The following is a 22,559-nucleotide window of genomic DNA, read 5'->3' on the forward strand; positions in this document are numbered from 1 at the left end:
CGCTTGCTCTTCAGTAGTCACAAGACATTCTTTCCAGCCGCCTGAAACAGATTTCCGGTTCATGAACCGGGTTGGTGCGGGCGGCCGGGATTTTCCGGGAGGGCAGAAATGCCCTCCCTTTTTCATTCCATTGAACCAAACAACATAAACTGATATGGCTAAACTCACTGTTCGTGATCTTGACGTCAAGGGCAAGGAAGTCCTGATGCGCGTTGACTTCAACGTACCCCTCAAGGATGGGGAAATTACCAATGACGCCCGCATTGTGGCCGCCCTTCCCACCATCAAGTTCCTGCTTGACGGCGGCGCCCGTCTCGTCCTCTGTTCCCACCTGGGCCGTCCCAAGAATGAACCCGATCCCGCTTTTTCCCTGAAGCCCGTGGCTGGCCGCCTTTCCGAACTGCTCGGCAAGGAAGTGAAATTCGTTCCCTCCGCCATTGGCCCGGAAGCTGAAGCGGCCCGCGCCGCCATGAAGGACGGCGACGTGGCCCTGCTGGAAAACGTCCGCTTCTATCCCGGTGAAAAGAAAAACGATCCGGAATTCGCCAAGGCTCTGCTGGGCAACGCCACTCTGTTCGTGAACGACGCGTTCGGCACCGCCCACCGCGCCCACGCTTCCACGGAAGGCGTTACCCACTTTGCGGAAAAGAGCGCTATGGGCTTCCTGATTGAACGCGAGCTGGAATATCTGGAAGGCAAGCTGGAAAACCCGGAAAAGCCCTTTGTGGTGATCATGGGGGGGGCCAAGGTGTCCGACAAGATCGAAGTGCTTTCCAAGCTGATGGAAAAGGCTGATACGTTCCTGATCGGCGGCGCCATGGCCAACACGTTCCTGGCTGCAGAAGGTTATGACCTGGGCGCTTCCAAGATTGAAGGCGACAAACTGGATCTGGCTCGTGAAATTCTGGCGAACGCCAAGGCCAAGGGTGTCAAGTTCGTGCTTCCGGCCGACGTTCGCGTGACCATGAAGTTCGAAGACGGTGCGGAAACGTTCTGCACGGCTCCCTTCGCGGAGGGCGGCAAGGTGCCGGAAGGCGGCATGGCCATTGACATTGGCGACAAGGCCATCGAAGAATTCTCCGCTATCATCAAGAATGCCAAAACTGTTCTGTGGAACGGCCCGATGGGCGTCTTTGAAATGGACTGTTTTGCCAAGGGCACCAAGGAAATTGCGGAAGCCCTGGCCGATTCTTCAGCCATCTCCATCGTGGGCGGCGGCGATTCCGTAACGGCCGCCAAGAAATTCAAGGTTCAGGACAAGCTTTCCTTCTGCTCCACGGGTGGCGGTGCTTCCCTGGAACTTTTGGAAGGCAAGGTGCTGCCCGGCGTGGGCGCCCTGTCTGACAAATGCTGCTGTAAACAGAAGTAAACCGTCATGTGACGGTTTGCTTCCGGGACGTCAGCTCTGCGCGGCCTGATTCTTCATCCCCCGTTCCCCTGAGGGAACGGGGGATTTTTTATGGTCTCCCGGTATTCCGCATTACCTTCCTGGCAGGGTAAGGAATAGAAGGGACTCTGCGGAAGTTTTTTTGGCTTGCTCTGCGGATGATGGCCGCTAGGCTGGTGGTGTATGAACATATTGCGCGGTATTTTGTTTATCTTCATGCTGTTCTCTTCCGCACTTGTTGCCGTAGCTGGCTCCGGCAGGAATGCGGAAGAATACGGCGGGTACCCGGCTACGTTCCTGAGGCTGGAGGCGGATTCCCCTGAACGGCAGGATTTGGCAACGCCCGTGGCTTCCTATGTGAATGACGGCGGACAGGAGGTGAGGCTGATCGGGGCGATGCATGTGGCTGAACCGGAGTATTACGACCGTTTGAACAAACTGTTCGGGCAATGTGATTTGCTGCTGTTTGAAATGATCGGCGGGGAAGGGCTCCAGCGGCAGGAGGAATTGCGGAGCAGGATTGACCGGAGCAAGCCGCTGGGCGGCTTGACGAAGGAAGAAGCCTGCGAATGGAACCGGCTGGAGGCATGGGAAAAGGAACAGAGGGAGGAAGAGTCTTCCTTCCTGCTGAACTGGCTGGGGGAAGCCTATAAAAGATTCAGCAAAGCCTTGAATTTGCAGGCCCAGATGGATGGAATCGATTACTCTCCGTCCCACTTCGTCCATGCGGACATGACCATGGGGGAATTCAGGAAGGCGCAGGAAGAAAAGAAGGAGAGTTTTATGGGATTGATGGCGAAGGAGATCATGTCTTCCCTGAAGGAAGAGTACTGCGGCTATCAGCCGAATCAAATCAAGATGGCGATGGATCTGATTACGGGAAATGTTTCCGGACTGAAGAATGAATTGATGCGTATGCTGGCCTATACCAGCCCTGATTCTCTGGAGGATACGGTGATTCTGAAAGGCAGGAATGCCAAATGCATGGAGATATTCGACCAGTGGAAAGGCAAGGGTGCGCGCAAGATTGGCATCTTCTACGGGGCGGCGCATCTGCCCGGTCTGCATGCGGAGCTGCTGAAGCGCGGCTACCGACTCAGGGAAGTCCAGTGGCTGACTGCCTGGAATACCCGGGAGCAGGCTGACGGCAGGGATGCGGACCAGGATTAGATCTTTTTAAGCATTTCCAGAGTTTCCTGAAGCTTTTCCGCCGGGGTGATTCCCGCCAGGCGCGGAAATTTGTTGGACAGGAGGATGAAATCCCCGTTCCGGGTAAGCATCAGGCGCTGGCCGCTGACTTCCACCATGGATATATTGGCCATGGTGGCCAGTATCTTGATTTTGTGCGTGGCAAGCAGATGATGCACCGTTTCCGGTGCAGGTCCGAATCGGTCTTCCCAGGTGCGGAGCAGGGCGTCCGTCTCCTTGATGGTGCGGGCTCCCGCCAAATCCTTATAGGCGGCGATGCGCAGCGGGGCGTCGCTGATGTAGTTCCGCGGAATGAAGGCGCCCAGGTACTCCTTGCGGGATTTGGTCGCAAACTGCGTTTCACTGTTCACGATGAAATCCGCCCGGAGGGCGGCGTCCGCCCTGGGTGCGGAATGTTTGCCCTGCATGTGGGAGATGGACTGCTGGAGAAGCTGGCAGTACAGGTCGAAGCCGATGGCGGCGATGTGGCCGCTTTGCTGGGTGCCGAGCAGGTTGCCCGCTCCGCGGATTTCCAGGTCGCGCATGGCTATCTTGAATCCGGAACCCAGTTCCGTGTACTGTTTGATGGCGGAGACGCGCTTGCGGGCGTCTTCCGTAGTGGATGAGGACCTGGGCAGCATGAGGTAGGCGTACGCGCGGTGTCCTGAGCGGCCCACACGGCCGCGGAGCTGGTACAGATCCGCCAGGCCGAAGCGGTCCGCCCTGTCAATAATGATGGTATTGGCGTTGGGAATGTCTATGCCCGATTCAATGATAGTGGTAGCCAGCAGAATGTCCGCCTCTCCCCGCACGAAGGAGCTCATGACCTTTTCCAGTTCATCCTTGGGCATTTGTCCGTGGCCGATGACGATGCGCGCCTTGGGGACCAGGGCCTGTATTCTGTCCCGGAACAGTTCGATGGTTTTGACGCGGTTGTGCAGCAGGAATATCTGGCCGCCGCGCTCCAATTCGCGCTCCATGGCCTTCTTCATGATGCGTTCGTCATAGGGGCAGACGCTGGTCTGCACCGGCTGCCTGTTGACGGGCGGCGTGTCGATGGAACTCATGTCCCTGGCGCCCATCAGGGCAATGTACAGAGTGCGGGGAATAGGGGTGGCCGACAGGGTGAGCACGTCTATTCCCTTGAAGCGCTCCTTGAATTTTTCCTTGTGCTTGACGCCGAAGCGCTGTTCCTCGTCAATGACTACCAGTCCCAAGTTCTTGATGGATACGTCTTCGGAAATGAGCCGGTGGGTGCCGATGACGATGTCCACGGAGCCGTTTTTCAACCCTTCCAGCGTGGATTTGACTTCCGCCGCGCTGTTGAGGCGGCTCAGCATTTCAATCCGCACGGGATATTCGCTCATGCGTGACTTGAAGGTGCGGAAGTGCTGCTCCGCCAGTACGGTGGTGGGCACCAGCACGGCCGCCTGGCGGCCGCCGGTTACGCATTTGAATGCGGCGCGGATGGCTACCTCCGTCTTGCCGAAGCCCACGTCTCCGCAGATCAGGCGGTCCATGGGCCGGGTGGATTCCATGTCCGCCTTCGTCTGGGCGATGGCGCGGAGCTGGTCGGGCGTTTCACGGAACGGGAAGGAGCTTTCAAACTCCCACATCCATTTGCTGTCCGGCGGGTGGCTGTAGCCTTTGCCCGTCTGGCGTTCCGCTTGCACGTTCAGGAGCTGGGCGGCGTAGTCCGCCACGGAGCGTTCCGCGGATTTTTTGGCGCGCTGCCATTTGGAATCCCCCAGTTTGTTGAGTTCCGGCGTCCTGCTGCCCAGGCCGATGTAGCGGGAAACCAGGTGTGCCTGGCTGAGGGGGACATGCAGGATGGTGTTGTCCCGGTAGAGGATGTTCATTTCCTCGTCTCCGGAATCCGGAGAGGTGGAGATGTTGATGAACTTCCCGATGCCGTAGCTGGTATGGACCACCAGGTCCCCCGGATTGATGTCTTTCAGGGAGGCCTGGGCGCGTGCCTTGCGCGCCTTGTCTTCCCGGCTGGCGCGCCGCCGCGCCGTGGCGGACTGGTACCTGCCGAACAGCTCGGAGGAGGAGAGAACCGCCGTCTTCGCACCGGGGATGCTGAATCCGCCGGGCAGGTCTCCCCGCAGGCAGGTGATGGAAAGCAGGGCAGGGGTCCCGGCGCAGATATCCTTGAACCGCTCCTCTTCCGCCTGATTCGGGAAGAACATGCTGACGTTCCATTTCCGGTCCAGCCATTCCCTTATCTGGCGTTCGGCCAGTTCGCGGCGCATTTCCTGCATCACGAAGTCCCCGGCGTCAAAGCTGCCCAGGGGATTGTCATGGATGGCGAGAGAGAAATCCTCCTCTCCCTCCGCACTTTCCGGGGGAGCGGTCAGGATGCACGCGTGTCCGCGCTCCTTGCAGAAGGGGGTGGTGATGACCAAGTCTCCCGGCCTGATCCAGTCGCGCAGGGTTTCCGCGGCGTCCGCCTCCTGCAGAACGAGGTTGACGTGCTCCACCTTCCGGAAGGAGACCTGGGTATCCACGTCGAATTCCCGGATGGACTCGATTTCATCGTCAAAGAATTCCAGGCGCACGGGATTGGCGGATTGGAGGGGGAAAACGTCCAGAATGCCGCCGCGGCGGGACCACTGCCCGCGGGAAATGACCTGCGGAACGCCTTCGAATCCGGCTCCCGTGAACAGCTTTTCCAGCTCGTCCGGCGGCCGTGTTTCCCCCGCTTTCAACACCATGCCCTGATTCTGCATGCCCCTGGTGGAGGGAACCTCGTCATTCAGGGAATTTTCCGTCAGAACAACGGTCTGCCTGCCTATCTGCCCGGAGGCAATACGGTGCAGCACGTTCAGCCGCTCGGCGGTGAGTTCCGGGTCTCCTATTTCTTCGCCCAGTGCCACCTCCTTTTCCGGGACGAACAGGATATTGTGCACGCCCCATGTCTCCAGTTGTGAGGCTACGGATTCCTGGGCCCGCAGATGGGGAGTCACCACCCAGGTGCGGCACGTGTCCGGAACGCTGTTGATGCACAGGACCGCAACAAACGGCACGCCGGGCAACGCGGTGTGGTCGAAAACGGCCTGTTCCTCCGTGCCCAGCTTCGCGAGTTCCCTGTGGAAGGGGGCGGTGCGGGCCACCCTGTCCAGCAGGGAAGATATGGAAGCGTTTTCTGCCATGCGTGTCTGAAAGCCCCTGTTGAGGGGAGTTTGCCGCCTTTCCCCGCCATGTCAACGGTTTTTCAGGGCACGTGTGTTCCCCGTTCCCGACAGGGAACAGGCAGATTGTATGGAAAGAAAGTGATCAGGAAGAGGCGCGGAAGCGGATCTTGACGCCCGCCTTACGCCATTTTTGCTCGATCTCCTTGGCCAGTTCCTCGTAGGTCCTGCCGTCCAGAAGGAGTTTCTGCGCCTCCTTTTCACTGGTGCCGGACTGAATGGCCTTCATATAATTCTTGATGCGCTGGGCGTCCCCTTTTCCATCCATGTGGTAGAAGTAATAGGCCATCAGTGCGGCCAGGCCGTAGTGAAGATTGGCGTTTTCACTCGTGAACTGGGTGTAGGGCATGTTCATGAAGGCCTCCAGGCCGGGAGCCTCAAAATCGTCCCCCAGGGCGCGGCCCCCCGTGTTTTTCTTGCCGTACTCCGTAACGCGGGAAACGATGTGGGAGCGGTTGGCGCCGAAGTTGAAGCGGCCCCCGGCATAGGGCGTCATGGCCACATATTCCGCGGCCCCCTCGCAGAACCAGCTGGCCTGCTTGGCCTGCGGAGACATGAGCTGGTGCGTCAGTTCGTGAATGAGGGTGGTGGAATCCTTGTCCCGGTCAATGATGTAGGTGCTCCCCATGGGCTTGACACCCAGTGACTGGAAAGGCACCAGAATTCTGCCCCGGTCCCCCGGCCGCGTGGTTCCCAGGAAAATGCCCGCCGTTCCTTCGAGCCCCCCGTTTTCCAGATAGGTGCTGAACTTTTCGTACAGGTAGGCCGGGAATTTGGCGGAATCGTCATGGGGCGGAATGTTGCCGATGGGCAGCGTTTTGTTGGCCAGGTGGGTGGCTTCAAACAGGAGGCCCAGCCGCTTGATCATGCCTGCGCCCAGCTTGGCGTCGCAAATAAAGCGGAAATGGGGTGTCTCGTAAATATATTCCCCTTTTTCCTCCTTGATGGTTTCCACCTTGAAATTGTCCGGGCATTTGACGGTTCTGGGCCAGGGCTGCTTGTAATTGTCTGCTGGGTTGGAGGGGGGAGCTCCCGTTCCCTGTTCCGCGATGAAGTTCCGGTCCGCCTCGGAAAGCTGGTTCAGGGGAATGGTTACCGTCTGGCCTCCGGCGCGGGTCAGCACTGCCTTCTGGCCGTCCAGTTTGACGAATTCGGCCTCCAGGGTTTTTCCCTGGGTGTTGGTCCAGGTGCGGCCTTCCGCCGGGGAAAGCAGGGACAGGAAACACAGGGCCCCCGCAGTCAGGCAGTTGCGTGCAGGTGTCTTCATTGGGATAGTCTGGGTGGTGAGTCTGGTGTGTCAGTGCCTGGGCCTCGGCAGCATCAGGAGCAGAAGTCCGCAGAACAGCATGAGGCATCCGGCAGCGGCCAAGGTCGTGGTCAGGGGGATACCCTGGTCCTTGAACCAGCCGCCGAAGAAGGAGATGAGCGCGCCCACCCCGGCGGAGGTAAGGTTCAGGAGACCATAGCCGGTGGCAGAGTAACGCTCGTCAATATGGGAGCGTAACACAGGCATGAGGGTGGCGTCCAGCGATCCTTGCGCCAGCCCCTGCGTGGCCACCAAACCGAGCATGAGCACCAGAGGGACCGCAATGTCCCAGCCGAAGATACCGGGCAGCAGCGCCAGGACGACCAGCGGGCCGGATATGCTGAAGGCAATGCCCGGTACCAGCGCGCGTGCGCGGGTATTGCGCCTGTACCACATATCCGCAAGAATGGCGCCTCCCAGCACCGCGATGTATTTGGCAATGGAACTCCAGAGCGTGGCGGCGGGGCCAGCCTCCGCGGAGGAAAGGTGGTACTGGTCATGCAGCAGGGTGGGGTACCACGTCAGCAGGAACCAGTTGCCCGCTCCCGCAAAGGCTACCACGCAAAGCAGCATCCACATGGGGCGTCCGCTCAGCAGGCTGGAAAGGACGGCACCTGTGGAAAGCTTGGACGCGGGAAGCTTTACTGTCTGTTCGTCGTTGTCCACATTGATCAATACGGTTTCTTCCCCGGGCTTGTCCTTCTTCCGGGCAAGGGCCGTGTCCGCGGGCGCCTTGCCGGGGTCTTTCAGGAACAGGATCAGGACGATGGCGTAAGCCACGCCGATCAGACCGAACAGGGCAAAGGTCATGCGCCAGCCCGTCCAGGAAGCCATGGTAGCGCCGAATCCGGCGATGGCCATGCCCACGTAAATCCCGCTCATGTGCAGGCCCGTGGCGATGGAGCGTGTGCTGCCGCGGTGGTAGTCCGTGATCAGGGCCAGCGCGGCGGGAATGTAGAAGGCCTCACTGATGCCCATGGCCCCGCGGGCGATGAGCAGGGAGGTATAATCCTCCGCGTGCCCGGTCCACCAGGTAACTACGGACCAGACAACCAGGGAACAGAGAATCATCAGGCGGCGGCTGTAGCGGTCCGCCAGAAATCCGCCTACCGGGCTGAGCAGCGCGTAAATCAGCAGGAAGACGGAGGTAACCATGCCGAACTGGGCCTCCGTCTGGGGAATGTCCCGTACAATGGGTTCATGCAGGGCGGAAAGAAGCTGGCGGTCAAAGTAGTTCAGCATCACGACGAACCACAGCACGATGACGGCCACCCAGGCCCACAGACCGGGCCTGGTGTTCGGATCCGTGACGGCGGAGACGTTCCTGACGCCGTTGCGCACGGCGGAAATGATGATGATGGCCAGGACGATGACCGTGAGGATGAGAACGGCATAGTCCACCGTGCTCATCTCAAAATGGTATCCCGCGGTTGCGGACGCGTTCACGGGAGTACGTACGCCGGGAGCGGTTTCTCCGCTGATGGTGATGATCTCATTGCCTCGTGTGACAGCAGGGGCCGTGGCGATGCCTGCGGGCCATTCCCCCAGGCGGCTCCATTCATCCTTTACAATGTCATAGGCCAGGATGTCCCTGGACTGCATCACGGGCCTGGACGGGTCCGGGGAGTTACCGCGCTTGTCCCCGCCAATCAGGATGATGGTGTTCTCCTTGACGGGGGCGGGGCCGGCCGCTGCCGCTACAGGCGTTCCGGGACCGGTGCGCTCCTTCTTCATGCGCCCCCACTCGGCGGGGTTCGTGGAGCCTAGATCGTAGTCGATCAGGTCGGAAAGGTAGGTCCTCTCCGTTTCTCCTGCGGCATTTTTGGAAAGGGAACATCCCCCCACCAGGAAGAGAGTGCTGTCGGAAAAGGCGGCGGTGGCAAGAATGCGCCCCGGACCTTGGAACGGAGGCAGAGTCTTCCACTCCATGCTGGCCGTTTCAGGGGATGTGTCCAGCACGTACACGGTATTCAGGGCCGCTTCCGGTTCGTCCCGGTCCCGTCCGCCGATGACATAGAACTTGTCTCCCGAACCGACGAAAGCGGCTTCCGTCACGGGGCGGGGAAGGGAAGGAAGCTTTTCCACGGACCCGTCCGCCTTGATCAGCAGGGTGCCTTGCCAAATGCCCTCTTCATTGTGGCCGCCGGCCAGCACCACGCCCTTGCCGACGCTGGCGCATGCCGCGTAACCCAGCGGAACGGGCAGGCTGCCGACTTTGTTCCATTGTCCGTTGGTGAGTTTGAAAATATCCCGGTGGTACGCCTTCGGGCCGCGTTCCTCCGGCGTGGCGGCTCCGGGAGCGGCATTCGGGAAATTGGCCCCTCCTGCGGCAATGATGGACTGGGAGCCGTCTTTTTCCGTCACGGTCCCGGCAATCATGCCAGCGCGCCCCACGGGATCGGGCAGGTCAGGAATGCTGCCGGCGGAATGGACATCCACGGAAAAGGATGCGTGGGCGGTCGGGACAGCCGTCAGCATCAGGCAGGCGAGGACCGCGCACCATGTCTTGGTGAACCGATCCAGGTAATGTGAGGAGTGCGTCATATGATTTGTTGTTGGTGCTGGAAAAATCAGGAAAGGGAAATGCTCCAGACTTCGGGGGAGCGTCTGCCGGGCTTAAGTTCGCCGTTGACCGCGATGAAGCGGCCTTCCCAGGCGCAGCAGGGAAGCACCGCCCGCGGTGCTCCGATAGGGCCTCCGTCGTGCCATTCCGCCGTTGCCGTGTCCAGGCACAGGGACTGGTTGTTGAAGCCGGGATTGGTCTGCGGCGTGTATTTCCTGCCAGAGCCGTCGTCCCCGGCCAGCAGGTAGATGACCCCGCTCCGGGAGACTGGGGCCGGAGTGGGCGCGGCTGCAATGGCATAAGGCATGTCCGGTTGCCGCGTCCATCCGCCGGAAGGGGTGAAGCTCCATGCCTCCGTCAGTAGTTCCCGGACCTGGCGGCCGTTCTCTTCTTTCAGGCCGATGCCGCCCAGGACGTACAGAACACCGTTAACCGAAGCCATTTGGTGCAGGAAGCGGCCTCTCCCGGGCAGTGCGGGAAGTTCCTGCCAGCCTTGGCCGGGATTCGCGGAATCCAGCATGAACATCCGGTTGGTGCAGTCCTGCTCTCCGGAGTATTCACAGCCGCCCGTAAGGTACACTTTGCCGTCCAGCACGGCTGCCGCCGTGTAGGCCAGCGCGACTGGGAGGGAGGGAAAAGCGGAGACGATCAAGGTCCCGTCGGAAACTCCCAGCAGGTAAACATCCCTGCGGTGGCCTTTCTGGTCGCATCCGCCGATGCACAACAGGCCGTCTTCCAGGCTGGCGGACGCTCCGTAGGCATACGGCGAAGGCAGTACGCCAGCTTCCCGCCACGCAGGGCTTCCCGGCTCCAGGGTGAAAACACGGTCCGTCCAGGTTTTGACGCCTCCCTCCAGCATGGGCTTGCCGGGGAAATTCGTTCCGCCTGCACAAATAAGAATATTTCCGTGGGTTCCCGCATACATGCCGGCAAACCCTTCCGGATCGGGAAGTGGGGGTAAAGGACTCCAGGATGACGAATGTGAATTCATAAACGTGTAAATGCTTCACAAAACTCTAACGAAAAGGGGGGCGACGTGCCAGCAATAACATCTGGTCATCTTTTTTTGAATAAATTTCTTTTCTGGCGCCTCTTATCTAGGTAGAACCGTTGAATTGTATGAAACCTGGAGTCTGTCTACTAGTTCTGTGTGTCCTGCTGCCCGCCTCCCTGGCAGATAATATGGCCTTGCGGTCCGGCAGGGTTCTGAAAGATGCCAGCGTGGTATCTTCCGGGGATGACTTCGTCAGCGTCCAATATACGGATGGCGTGGCGAAAGTCCCCTACCAGGAGCTGACGGACGAACAGCAGAAGGCTTACGGGATGACGCCGGATGAGGTGGCCGCACGGCTGGAAAAGCGACGGAGCGAGGAAGCCATCCGCAGGCAAAAGGCGGAAGCGGTCAAAAAAGCGGCTGAGGAAGAGGCCAGGAAATTCCGTGAATCCCTCTCGGAAGCGGAACGCCATCCACGCTACCTGGAGGGGGAGGACGTTGTCCGCATGTTCCTTCTGATGGGGGATCTTTCCCGTGTAGAGGCCGAAGTCATCGCCCTCCAGTGGAATGCGCAGGAAGCGGACCGGGTAGGGCTGCCGCAGGATGCCAAAGTCTTCCGCGCCAGGGCTAGAACCTACCAGGACCAGATCAGTTCCATTCGTAAAAAAAGGGAAGATGCCGAGCTGTATTGGAAGGATCTGGAAAAGAAATACCTGGCCCTGAAAGACGGCACCCAGAAAAAAATCACGGACTTGAACAAGCAGGTCAACCAGTTGCAGGGTGAAATCCGTGAGGTAGCCAGTCAGCCAAAAACGGAGCGCGTCGTGGTCACACCCATCGTCAGGCCCTGGAACTATCCGCCGCCTGTCATTATCCGGCCCAATCCTCCTCCCCCACCGCCCAGGCCCCAGCCCGTTCCTCCTCCCGTGCGCCCGATACAGTCGCCTTACGGGACCACGATTGGAAGGTGACACGACAGGTTGCCGCCCAGGCGGGAAAGGGCGGCCTTGATTTATGCTGCATCAATTCAGAGGATGCAGCAGCATACTCCCTGAATCGAAAGAGGCGAGTTGCCTGAACCCGGCCCGGCGCGCCAGTTCCGCGGCGCGGTCAAAATCCCGGCCGATGTTTTCCGGAGCATGGGCGTCCGAACTGATGGTCAGGGGAATATCCATTTCTGCCGCCAGCCGCAGGAAAAGTTCGTCCGGATACTGTTCGGCGCACTTGTTGTGCCATCCGGCTGTATTGATCTCCAGACAGGCGCCGGACCGGCTTATGGCTTCCAGGGCTGGTTCATAATAGCGGCGCAGGTCTCCGCCGGGCCGGAAGCCGAACTTCTTGATCAGGTCCGCATGGCCCATGATTTGGAACAAGCCTGAGGCTGCCATGTCCCGGAAGCGTTTCCAGTATTGTTCCCAGGCATCCTCCACATCCGTCGTGTTCCAGAAATCCATCTTGTAGGGGTTGTCGAATTCCTCCTTTTCTCCAAGATAATGGACGGAACCGATCAGGTAATCCCAGGCATACAGGCTTTGCAGGTGATCCGTCCAGGGCTCAATGCCCGGGAACCATTCGCATTCCAGTCCGGCCTTCACCGCCAGCCCGTGCGGGGCGGCGAGTTCCGTAGCCTCCCTGATCCAGTCCAGATAGGCTCCCATGTCCGCCTGCTTCATGCGCCAGTCGTCAAACGGCTCCTCCTGCATAGGGGCGTGGTCAGAAATGCCGTATTCCCGCAGTCCGGCGCGAACGGCTGACTGCACATATTCCTGCGGCGTACCGGAGGCGTGCAGGCACAGGGGCGTATGTGTATGGTAATCGCAATACATGAAGAGGAAGGCACATGCTAGCATGGCGGCATGCCTGATTCAATCCGAAGAACGGTTTTTTCCGATTATTTGCGGTCTTTGACTTTATGAGTTGCTTTTATGGACAGGTTTTTTTAGAGTCCCATTGAATAGGACACGTGACATTATGAGTGATTGGCAAGGTTTTTCTCCGTTGAATGACTTCACTGGGCCGCTGCTGGACAACCTGAAGCGGCACCCCAAGCGCATCGTTTTCCCGGAAGGGGAGGATGTGCGTGTGTTGCGTGTTTCCGAACGTTTCGTGAACGAACAGGCTGGTGTTCCCATTTTGCTGGGCCGGAAGGAAATTATCCGGCGCATGGCGGAAATGAATGGAATTTCCCTGAAATTCGTACGCATCATTGAACCGGAAAAAAGCTCTGATCTTCAAATGTTCTGTGACCGTTATGAACGGGCGGAACAGATGTTCGGGAACGGCCTGCCCATGAATACCCGGGAAATTGTCTCCGAACCGGTGCACTTTGCCGCCATGATGGTGCTTTACGGCCAGGCGGACGCCATTGTGGCCGGGAACATGAAAAGAGTGGCTTCCGTATTCCGCGCCGTGAACAAATACCGGCAGGACCCCGTGCCCACGAAGCCCCTGTTTGCCATCTCCATCGTTATGGTTCCGGAATTTGCTGAAAAATTTGGAGGCCGGGGCATTTACTTCCTGGCGGATACGGGCGTGACCGCTGATCCCACGGTGGAGAACATGGCCTACTTTGCCGTGGAAACGGCCAAAATGGCCCGGCACATGCTGGGCAAAAGTGTCCGCGTGGCCATGTTGAGCGCTTCAACGGACGGTTCCGTTCCGGAACTGGCTGCGGACCGTACCCGTGCCGCCACGGCATTGGCCCGGAGCGTTGTGGAAAAGGAATGTCTGGACAATGAGATCACCGTGGAAGGTGAAATTCAGATTGATGCTGCCCTGTCTCCGGACTCCTACAGTGTGCGCGTGCACCGCACCTCCCTGCTCCAGCCCAGCGACGTGTGGGTGTTTCCCACACTGGATGCGGCGGATATCTCCAAAAAACTGATTTGCATGATGCCCTCCGTGTGCAACTACGGCCTGATTCTGGGGGGGCTTCTTTTTCCGATCGCCCAGCTTCCGCGTTTGACGGATGAAGACAGAATGTTCGGCACCGCGCTGGTGGTGGGCAATGAAGCCATCAAATTCCACCTGTTGTATCCGCAGGGCGTGGCTCCCCTTTATTGATCTGCGGCGGTGCGTCTTTGACAAACAGCCGCTTTTCCTTGCGCACGGCTATCTTTCCGCCGGGCAGGGATGTACGGGAAGGGCCTCCGGCATCCAGAATCTTCATGACCCGGAGCACGGCGGCTTCTGTCAGGTCCGGTATGGACTGTTGCCGGAGGTAATGATGCACGGCGCATTGCTTCAACTCCTGCGGAAGGCTGTTGACGCCGGGAAGGTACAGCCGCCCCTGGGGGTCGGTCAGGTCCATGGCTTCCAGAGCCTGGGCCAGGGCGGTGCGGATTTGGTTCTCAATCCGGCAGGCGCGTGAAAAGGAAAGGCTGGTGTCCCTGCGGAATATTTTGTCCAAATGGGGGATGATGTGGTGGCGCAGGGCGTTTCTCGTGTATTCGGTGGACTGGTTGCTGGCGTCTTCCCTCCACGGAATGTTTTTCTCCTCCAGATAGGCGGTGATTTCCTTTCTGGAAAAATTCAGCAGAGGGCGTACGACAGTCAGCCCGTTTTCCCAGATGGATACGGGGGACATGCCGTGAATGCCGGATGCCCCGCGGCACAAATGGAGCAGGGCCGTTTCCTGCTGGTCGTTGCGGTGATGCGCCAGAGCTACGAGCGCCCCGGGATATTCCGCGGCCCATTCCAGAAACAGGTTCTGCCGTGTTTTCCGGGCCGCTTCCTCCGTGGAAATGCCCTGGACGCGGGCCATGCCGGCCACGTCCGCCCGCCTCCAAACGCATGGAACGCCCGTGGATGCGGCATACTCCCGGACGAACTGCGCTTCTTCATCCGCCTCCAGGCGCAGGCCGTGATGCACATGGCAGGCAATGACGCGGCACCCTTCCATTCCGGAAAGCAGGGAAAGCAGGGTCATGGAATCCCGGCCGCCGCTGATGCCAGCCAGCACGGGACGGCCGGAACGGAGGAGTTCCGCAGACTGGCTGTCAAAATGGTCCGGGGTCAGCGACATGATAAGTCCAATGAAGCAGAAAAGCGGGGCAATGAGAAGCCTGCAAATGAAAAACCCCGTTTTCCGGGAAGAAAACGGGGCGGGAAAATGGAAATGAAGCGGCTCTTACTTGTTGAGCTTGGGCTTGCCGCCGCTGCGGCGGACGGAGCCGAAACGCTTTTGGAACTTGTCGATGCGGCCTTCGGTGTCCACAAACTGGTTCTTGCCGGTGAAGAACGGGTGGGAATCGGAGGTGATACCGCAGGAAATCACGAAATGCTCAACCCCGTCGATAACTTCCGTCTTCGGGGAACGGGTGGTGGAACGGGTCACGAAACGGCGGCCGGTGGAGATGTCGACAAAGACAACCGGATTGTACTGGGGATGGATATCTTTCTTCATGATCATGTATTGCGTTTCCAACGCAAGGGAGCACAAGTATAGGGACCTTAACCTCCATGTCAAGCGTGCCTTTGAAAAAAATGGAACTTTGGCGATGACGGTGCCGGAGCTTGATACGAGCCTTGTTATCGGGATGATGTTGCAAAAAATGGAACAATTCTTGAAGAGGCCTCCCTGGTGGGCGTGGTTTTCCCTGATGGGGCTGGAAATCCCTTGTGCCGCCATGGCCTGGGCTTTTGCCGTCAGCCAGTCCCATCTGGTGGTTGTTTCTTCTCCCTGGCTGTACCAGTTCCTATTCGTGGCCGTCTGGTGCGTCAACATGCTGGACAGGGTGCTTAAAGTCTTCCGCGGTGATCCCGCCGTTCATACGGATGAATGCCTGATGTTCGCCAGAAGGCACTGCTTCGTCATCTGCCTGCTGATCGCGGTGGCCGCCGTGACGGGATTGTGGATCATGTTTTTCCAGCTGGGTGTCGTGATCTTTGAATTTGCCCTGCTTCCAGGCGTATTCAGCATCCTTTTCCTGTTCTTTTCCACCAATCCTTACCGGAGGGGAGGGATATCCCCGGGATTCGGCCTGGGGGCTTTCTTTGCCTCCGTAGCCTTTGCTACCGGCGCCGGCATTCCCGCCTATTTTTACGGTAGCCTGGGCGGCGGCTGGGGCTCCCAGCTTTCTACGTCCACCTGGTATCTCGCGGCTCTGGTGGTGCTGGGCATGTTCAGCCGGGAAAGATGGAACGAGGAAGAGCGGGAAAAAGAGGGGGAGGATTCCGTTGCCCGCGACATGGTAGCTCTCGTCTGGATGGGCGTTATCGTGATCTACGTGGTTTTCTGTCTGGCCGCCGCAGCGCAGGAATACACAGCTGATGCCTGGATTTATTACGGCCTGGCCATGGCGGGCGCCTTCATGTTTGTACTGGACAGATTGAAAAAAAACATGCCTCCTCTGATGCTGCACACCTTGTCCTGGGTTGCGCTGATCTTTCCGATGGTGCTGAGCGGGCTGCTGGCACAGGCTTCCTCCTGACGGGTCGGCGGAGATGCAAAAGGGGACAGGGGGATTGGAAAATGTTTTTCCCGTCTCGTGCCGGACATGAAGCCTAGAAAATGAAAAAATGGTATTTTGTTGTTGCAATCCTGAAAGGGCAGTGATAGATTGCGCCCCGCAAGCACGTTCCTCGTGCAAGCAAGTGGCTCGGTAGCTCAGTCGGTAGAGCAGGGGATTGAAAATCCCCGTGTCGGCGGTTCGATCCCGTCCCGAGCCACCATTTTTATCCCAATTCTTTTTAATCCCACCTTTTTATTCGGGAAGTAGCTCAGCCTGGTGGAGCGCCTGCTTTGGGAGCAGGATGTCGCAGGTTCGAATCCTGTCTTCCCGACCATTTCAAAACCTGTAAATCAAATGATTTACGGGTTTTTGTTTTTAGAGTTATTTCTCATTGGTTGTCCGTAAAATAGATTATTCTTGCGGTTGATGGGTCAACCCAAAATTGGAGGGAAGCGTGATTTTGGAGAGACTGCTCATAACGGCCCCCCCCCCCCCCGCACGCGGAGGTAGTTCTCGAAATTACGATAATTTAAGGCTTGCTTGATTTTGATAGGGAAGCGTTCATGGATGATGCGCTCCACCGTGCTTGAAGAGAGGCTAAACTTACGAGCAATGGCTAGTCTGTATTGCTCACTGGAACGTTTTTTGGGCAGCAGGCGTTGTCTTTCGGGGTTCTTCTTTCTGTTGTTTTAGTCTTGATAGTACTCATTCACCGATTTTAAAGTAGAACCGAAAATCATGCGGGAGCGCCTTGAAGCGCTCCAACTGGTTCAAATGCTGGGCAATGTCACCAAAGTCTGCCAGGAGCGGGGCATCTCAAGAACACGCTTCTACGAGTATAAGCGTAGATTCCAAACCCTCGGATTTGAAGGGTTTCGAGGCCTGCCTCCCATCCATAAAAGCCACCGTCAAACAACTCCCCAAGTAAGTTGAACGACGAATCTTGGAACTTAGTGTCCAATATCTCACCAAAGGATGCGGATATATTGGGCATCTTCTTCAACTGGAAGCTAAAAGTTGTTCTAAACCAACCATTCAAAAGATACTCGAAAGGCATGGACTGGACTCTCGTTATGAACGATTGCTTGAGTCGCTAGAGATATGAACAACGGCAAGAAAAAACACGGATTAAGGCTTTGGAGCAGCAATAGGAAATGCTGCTGGATAGGGTTCGATCAAAATTCCTCTATGTTAGCAACAGGAATATTGCTTCTTTCACTTTTGACAAGATAGGATGGGAAGATGATATAAAACAGGAAGCAGCAAAATACTTTGGAAACCCCCGGCTTCCGTAAGCGTTGATGCAGATTGTAGTTTTGAGAAAAAAGTGGAAGATCTATTTTTAATAGCAGGGGGTAAGGATAATAAAGCTTTATACGGAGTTAATCTGAATTTATCAATTATGCGTACGTTGGATTTAATATTAATTTATTTTCTCACATTTTTTAATATTAAATATGTCTATGAATTTTTTATTATTGATCTAATAATTATTGTTGACAAATATAATCTTTATGTCGTAATAGGAACGATATAATTGTCCCAACGGCAATTGCACCAATTATCCCATGATTAAAATAAAAAAAATATTCGCAAAATTAATTGTGCTGTCATATGCTTCTGCTTTGTCTTTCGCTCTGGAGCCTATGGTAGTAGTCCCGGAGGAAAATGCATCAACACGTTCTGCTATTCAGAGTATCAGATTGCAGGGATTGAGTAGATTAAAAAATACGGAATTTCATTTTGGAAGCAAGAAGCTCATGGAGAAGGCTCCTGATCTCAAAAAAATCCTCAATGGATTAAAAGTGGAGAATGGAATTTTCTTTCTTACTGCTGATGAGGGAAATACTGTCCTCTATTGCGATCAAAAGGGTCGTATAAATAGTTCACTGGATATCCGATATTCCAAAAGCATTTTCGGTGTACGAACTGATATGGTCATTTTTGAGTGGGTTTCGTTTAATTATTGGACTATGCCTTCCCTTTATAAGGAAATAGTATTGAGTAACGATTGTTGGGTTATGACCAAAGGTGACGATGTTCTTTGTTTTACTTATAAAAATGCGGGATTGGCATTCAAGGGATTTACAGATCCTGCTACTTTTGTTACCCCTGAAACGGTAAAAACAAGATATGCTTCAGTTGGTGAAATGCTGCCTGTTCTGAAAACACTATGTCTTATCCTGCATGGAAAAGCGCCGGCGGTTTATGATCTTGATCTGGCTCAAAGGAAATTAGAGGAATTTAACTATTCTATTACGCAACGCGACCGCAGAGCCAGGGAAGTATCCAACATCCGTTGGCACGAGGAAAGGAAACGGCAAAAAGAATGAAGACAACTTGTTCCACTCTTTAGTATTCTTGTTTTGTGGTTTTCAGCTGGTATTTCTCCGTTGATGCCATCAGGATTCCGAATTTTTTGCTTGAGATTCGCAAGGAGGCTCGCACAGTAGCTATATGAAGCGGAGCCAACGGAAAACAGCCTTCTTTTCCTGGCTGGCGGGGTTAAGGTGGTCGTTTGCCGGGTATGTGGCGGGGACGCTTCTCGCGGCGGGGGCAGGGGCGCTGGATTTTCCCATGCTGGGGCGGGGAATGCTCCTGGTGGCGGTGGTTTGTTTTGTCGTGTCTCTTGTGTGTGCGGGGGCGTGTATCCGGAACAGTAAAGTTGCCCGCTGGTACCTGTTTCTCGTCGCCGTAATGATGATGGTTGCGTTGCTGTTCAGACAGGGGGGATCAATTAATTAGTCATTTGTATATCTTTTGATTGACCGCTTGCACGCGCGCATATATTTTCCCGTCATGTCCATTCGATTTTTGTCGAGTCTCTCTCTTGTGGCCGGCATGTCCCTTGCAGCCCAGGCTGAAACTCTCCCCTACCCGGATTCCGATTCTTCCGATGGCTATGATTCCGCCTATTACGCCGAGTCTTATTCCGGAAGCTACCACAGCGCTCCGGCTCCAGTGTCGGAATCTTCTTCCACCAGATCCATTTTTCCCACCCAGTCTTTTTTCGAGCTGCTGGGGCCGATGGATTCCCGAAACGGGCATGGCCATGTAAATATCCAGAACTGGTTGACGGACGTGAACCTGTGCCGCATGTCCAGCGGTTCCTGGGATTTTTCCGCAATAGCGGCCCTGCGGATGACCTGGTTCAACGGGCAGGGGGCGGATGAAATGGATGTGGACCGCTTGTACACGATCTGGCTGAACATGAATGCCTCCTGCGTTATTTCAGGGAAGACGCGCCTGGTGTTTGGCTTGACGCCGGAGATTTCCACGGATTTTGATACCTGGACGCATAACAATATCTTTTTCGGCGGCCATGCCATGATTGCCGGGCCTTTGAATGATCGGTTCAGCTACGGCATCGGCATCGGTTACTACCCCCAGCTTGGGGAAGCTCCCCTCCTCCCCGTGTTTCAGTTCAAGTGGAAGGCGGGCAACAACTGGAGCCTTCAGCTTGAAGGCGCGCGCCTTTCCTACACCAAGAAGGTGGGAGAAGGGCTGACGTGGGGGCCTTTCGTTTCCATCGTGTCCGGTACCTGGACAATCCATCATGACCGCCGCGTGCGGCAGTTCGAGTGGATTTCCGGCATTGCCGGAGTGGGGGCCAATATCGGTTTGGGCCGCTGGGGAAGCGTGCGTCCCAGGCTGATGACGGACGTAGGCTTTTCTTTCGGGAATTCCGGCACGCTCAAGACCAGCAACGGGAATCATGAACTGGAGAAACGCCATTATGATCCCGGGTTTTATCTGCGCGCGGGTCTTCAGTTTGAGTTTTAAAGAATTGGCAGGATAGCGCATTAATGATGGAAGACCCCGGAGCGGATCAACGCTCTGGGGTCTTTTTTAAATTGCTTGTCCAGGCGCCTGCGCCGGTTGCGGCGGAATCAGGCTTCTTCTATGAAAGGACGGCCCACGGAGTGGTATTCAAATCCCACGGCTGTTATATTGGCTGGGGACAGGATGTTCCTTCCGTCAAAGATGATGCGGTTGCGCATGACTTCCGCCAGTTTTTGCAGGTCCGCATTGGCGTAGTCGCTCCATTCCGTGGCGATGATCAGCACTTCCGCGTCTCGTGCGCATTCGTACATATCCTCCACCGGAGTGATGCCCAGTTCCTCCAGTCTGGAACGTGCCGTGCCGATGGCTTTGGGGTCCGTAGCGGTGACGATGGCCCCTTCTTTGCGGAGTTTTTCACACAGCTTGAGGGAGATGGATTCGCGTATATCGTCCGTGTTCTGTTTAAAGGCCAGGCCCCATACGGCTATTTTCTTGTCTTTGAGCACCCAGAGGCGGTCCCTGATTTGATCCAGGAAGTGCGTGTGCTGGGAGTCGTTGATGCGTTCCACTTCCTCCAGCAGGGTGAAGGGAATGCCCAGCGTACGGCTGATGTTGATGAAGGCTTTCACATCCTTCGGGAAACAGGATCCGCCGTAGCCCAGTCCCGCATTGAGGAAGTGGCGGGAGATGCGCTTGTCCATCCCGATGCCTTCCGCGACGAGCTCCACGTCCGCCCCGGTTTTTTCACATACCTTGGCCACGGCGTTGATGTAGGAAATTTTCAGGGCCAGGAAAGAGTTGGCCGCATGCTTGATGAGTTCCGCGGAATTGACGTCCGTTTCCAGAATGGGGGCATGGATGGGCTGGTAAACGCGTTTGATGACATTCATGGCTCGTTCGGAATTGGCCCCGATGACGATGCGGTCCGGATGGAGAAGGTCGTTCACGGCGCAGCCTTCCCGCAGGAATTCCGGATTGGAGACGATGTCGAATTGAACGTCCGTCCCCGCGTAGCGCTGAATGGTCTGCCTGACTTTTTCCCCTGTTTTGACGGGTACGGTTGATTTGTCCACGATGACCTTGTAGCCCATTTCCGGCTTCAGGACTTCGGCGATTTCCCGCGCCACTTTTTCAATGTAGGTCAGGTCCACGGAGCCGTCCGTATTGGGCGGCGTGGGTACGGCGATGAAGATGACGTCGCTTTGCGGGATGGATGAAGCGATGTCCGGGGAGAATTCCAGCCGCCCCACGGCCACGTTTTTCCTGATGAGGTCTTCCAGTTTGGGCTCGTAAATGGGAATGGACCCGGATTGCAGCGTCCTTATTTTTTCCCTGTTATTGTCTACGCAGATGACATGGTGGCCCATTTCCGCGAAGCAGGTCCCCGTAGTCAGTCCAACATATCCGCTTCCGATAATGGTTAAATTCATGATGAAAGTAAAAAATTAGTAAAAAAAGAATAAATGCGTGCAAGGGCATATTCAAGCATAATGAGGAATGCTTTTTTTTGCCAACATAAAAAGTTACTGATTGAGCACCCTCTCCGGTTGTGTTATACCTGCGGCCAGACAGAGCAAATCTGTCCATTTTTAGTTTAAGTTATGAAAACACCTATCACCGTTACCGTTACAGGAGCCGCCGGACAAATTGCCTATTCCCTGCTGTTCCGCATTGCCTCCGGCAGCATGCTGGGACCGGATCAGCCCATCAATCTGCGCCTGCTGGAAATTCCGCCGGCCATGAATGCCCTGGAAGGCGTTGTGATGGAATTGCGTGATGCCGCGTTCCCGCTTCTCAACGAGATCGTCCCCACCAGTGATCCGGATGAAGCGTTCGCCGGCGCCAACTGGTGCCTTCTGGTAGGTTCCGTACCCCGCAAGGCCGGTATGGAACGCAAGGACCTGCTGGATATCAACGGCAAGGTGTTCATCGGCCAGGGACAGGCCATCGCCCGCAGCGCCGCCAAGGATGTGCGCGTGCTGGTCGTCGGCAACCCGTGCAATACGAACGCCCTGATCGCCATGCATAACGCCAGCGGCGTTCCGTCCGACCGTTTCTTCGCCATGACCCGCCTGGATGAAAACCGCGCCAAAAGCCAGCTTGCTGAAAAGGCTGGGGTTCATGTGACGGAAGTGACCAACGTGGCCATTTGGGGCAACCACTCCTCCACCCAGTATCCGGATTTCACGAATGCCAAGATCGGCGGCAAGCCGGTGACGGAAGTCATCAAGGATACGGAATGGCTCAAGGGCGACTTCATCACCACCGTCCAGCAGCGCGGCGCCGCCATCATCAAGGCTCGCGGAGCTTCCTCCGCCGCTTCCGCCGCTTCCGCCGCCGTAGATACCGTGCGCAGCCTGGCTACCCAGACGCCCGAAGGCGACTGGTATTCCGTGGCCGTCTGTTCCGACGGTTCCTATGGCATTGAAAAGGGCATCATCTGCTCCTTCCCGATCCGCACCACCAAGGACGGCGGCTGGGAAATCGTGCAGGGCCTTCCGATCGATGCGTTCTCCCAGGAAAAGATTGACGTCACTGTCAATGAACTGAAGGAGGAACGCGACGCCGTTACTTCTCTGTTGCAGCACTAAACGTTGATTTGTGTTTTGTAAACCGGGTTCCCTGGCGGGAGCCCGGTTTTTTATTGCGTGCAGAACTCCATAAGCCTCATTTTCAGCGGGACAGGAATTG

17 protein-coding genes and 2 tRNA genes are annotated in these 22,559 nt (G+C 56.6%); 11 read left to right on the top strand and 8 right to left on the bottom strand.

Features of this window, described 5'->3' with window-relative positions:
• Positions 1–154: 154 nt before the first annotated feature.
• Both V3C19_RS03025 and V3C19_RS03030 read left to right on the top strand, forming a co-directional pair.
• A complete protein-coding gene (locus V3C19_RS03025) occupies positions 155–1,369 on the top strand; it encodes a phosphoglycerate kinase (protein WP_130083072.1) in 1,215 nt (404 codons plus the stop codon).
• Between the two features lie 234 nt (positions 1,370–1,603).
• On the top strand, positions 1,604–2,557 hold the full coding sequence (locus tag V3C19_RS03030) for a TraB/GumN family protein (protein ID WP_295931675.1): 954 nt from the start codon (positions 1,604–1,606) through the stop codon (positions 2,555–2,557).
• Here V3C19_RS03030 and mfd read toward each other — a convergent pair.
• The 4 genes from mfd to V3C19_RS03050 all read right to left on the bottom strand — a co-directional run bounded on the left by mfd (position 2,554) and on the right by V3C19_RS03050 (position 10,629).
• Positions 2,554–5,730: a transcription-repair coupling factor gene (gene mfd, locus V3C19_RS03035; RefSeq protein WP_295931673.1), complete on the bottom strand. Its 3,177-nt coding sequence runs from the start codon at positions 5,728–5,730 to the stop codon at positions 2,554–2,556. The two genes, V3C19_RS03030 and mfd, sit on opposite strands and share 4 nt — an antisense overlap.
• A gap of 124 nt (positions 5,731–5,854) precedes the next feature.
• Positions 5,855–7,036, bottom strand: coding sequence for an SHD1 domain-containing protein (locus V3C19_RS03040; protein WP_295931667.1), 1,182 nt, complete (start codon positions 7,034–7,036; stop codon positions 5,855–5,857).
• A 30-nt stretch (positions 7,037–7,066) separates the two neighbouring features.
• Entirely contained in the window at positions 7,067–9,619 is a 2,553-nt protein-coding gene (locus tag V3C19_RS03045; protein WP_130083068.1) for an MFS transporter, read from the bottom strand.
• Positions 9,620–9,645: 26 nt separating this feature from the next.
• Positions 9,646–10,629 carry a hypothetical protein gene (locus V3C19_RS03050; RefSeq protein WP_295931666.1) on the bottom strand — a complete coding sequence of 328 codons (984 nt, stop codon included), beginning with the start codon at positions 10,627–10,629 and terminating at the stop codon, positions 9,646–9,648.
• Between the two features lie 191 nt (positions 10,630–10,820).
• Between V3C19_RS03050 and V3C19_RS03055 the strand changes: the two genes are divergently transcribed.
• On the top strand, positions 10,821–11,603 hold the full coding sequence (locus tag V3C19_RS03055; protein ID WP_130083066.1) for a hypothetical protein: 783 nt from the start codon (positions 10,821–10,823) through the stop codon (positions 11,601–11,603).
• Positions 11,604–11,654: 51 nt separating this feature from the next.
• Here the strand turns inward: V3C19_RS03055 and V3C19_RS03060 are convergent, their stop codons facing one another.
• The gene (locus V3C19_RS03060) at positions 11,655–12,482 is read right to left on the bottom strand and encodes a histidinol-phosphatase (RefSeq protein WP_238623767.1); all 828 of its coding nucleotides are present in this window, start codon (positions 12,480–12,482) and stop codon (positions 11,655–11,657) included.
• 121 nt (positions 12,483–12,603) lie between these two features.
• On the opposite strand from V3C19_RS03060, the gene V3C19_RS03065 reads away from it, so the two are divergent.
• A complete protein-coding gene (locus tag V3C19_RS03065; protein WP_130083065.1) occupies positions 12,604–13,695 on the top strand; it encodes a phosphate acyltransferase in 1,092 nt (363 codons plus the stop codon).
• Here V3C19_RS03065 and tilS read toward each other — a convergent pair.
• Entirely contained in the window at positions 13,649–14,656 is a 1,008-nt protein-coding gene (gene tilS, locus V3C19_RS03070) for a tRNA lysidine(34) synthetase TilS (protein ID WP_330937150.1), read from the bottom strand. The two genes, V3C19_RS03065 and tilS, sit on opposite strands and share 47 nt — an antisense overlap.
• Positions 14,657–14,761: 105 nt before the next feature.
• The gene (locus V3C19_RS03075; protein WP_130083063.1) at positions 14,762–15,037 is read right to left on the bottom strand and encodes a type B 50S ribosomal protein L31; all 276 of its coding nucleotides are present in this window, start codon (positions 15,035–15,037) and stop codon (positions 14,762–14,764) included.
• Between the two features lie 148 nt (positions 15,038–15,185).
• Between V3C19_RS03075 and V3C19_RS03080 the strand changes: the two genes are divergently transcribed.
• From V3C19_RS03080 to V3C19_RS03105, 6 genes are all read left to right on the top strand, one after another.
• Complete coding sequence (locus tag V3C19_RS03080; RefSeq protein WP_149874166.1) at positions 15,186–16,064, top strand: hypothetical protein; 879 nt, start codon at positions 15,186–15,188, stop codon at positions 16,062–16,064.
• Between the two features lie 165 nt (positions 16,065–16,229).
• Positions 16,230–16,305: transfer RNA gene (locus tag V3C19_RS03085), tRNA-Phe, on the top strand.
• 37 nt (positions 16,306–16,342) lie between these two features.
• A tRNA-Pro gene (locus V3C19_RS03090) sits at positions 16,343–16,419 on the top strand.
• A 1,234-nt stretch (positions 16,420–17,653) separates the two neighbouring features.
• Entirely contained in the window at positions 17,654–18,418 is a 765-nt protein-coding gene (locus V3C19_RS03095; protein ID WP_130083060.1) for a hypothetical protein, read from the top strand.
• 124 nt (positions 18,419–18,542) lie between these two features.
• Positions 18,543–18,830 (top strand): hypothetical protein, encoded by a 288-nt coding sequence (locus tag V3C19_RS03100; RefSeq protein ID WP_130083059.1) that lies wholly within the window; start codon positions 18,543–18,545, stop codon positions 18,828–18,830.
• 96 nt (positions 18,831–18,926) lie between these two features.
• Complete coding sequence (locus V3C19_RS03105) at positions 18,927–19,868, top strand: Amuc_1434 family mucin 2-degrading aspartic protease (RefSeq protein ID WP_130083058.1); 942 nt, start codon at positions 18,927–18,929, stop codon at positions 19,866–19,868.
• Positions 19,869–19,975: 107 nt separating this feature from the next.
• On the opposite strand, the gene V3C19_RS03110 is transcribed toward V3C19_RS03105, so the two are convergent.
• Positions 19,976–21,298, bottom strand: coding sequence for a UDP-glucose/GDP-mannose dehydrogenase family protein (locus tag V3C19_RS03110; RefSeq protein WP_290511878.1), 1,323 nt, complete (start codon positions 21,296–21,298; stop codon positions 19,976–19,978).
• A 171-nt stretch (positions 21,299–21,469) separates the two neighbouring features.
• Here V3C19_RS03110 and V3C19_RS03115 point away from each other — a divergent pair, with 171 nt between their 5' ends.
• Entirely contained in the window at positions 21,470–22,459 is a 990-nt protein-coding gene (locus tag V3C19_RS03115; RefSeq protein ID WP_130083056.1) for a malate dehydrogenase, read from the top strand.
• Positions 22,460–22,559: the final 100 nt, after the last annotated feature.

Origin of the sequence: Akkermansia sp. AE01SA01 (assembly GCF_036417395.1) — a bacterium.
Classification (GTDB): Bacteria; Verrucomicrobiota; Verrucomicrobiia; order Verrucomicrobiales; family Akkermansiaceae; genus Akkermansia.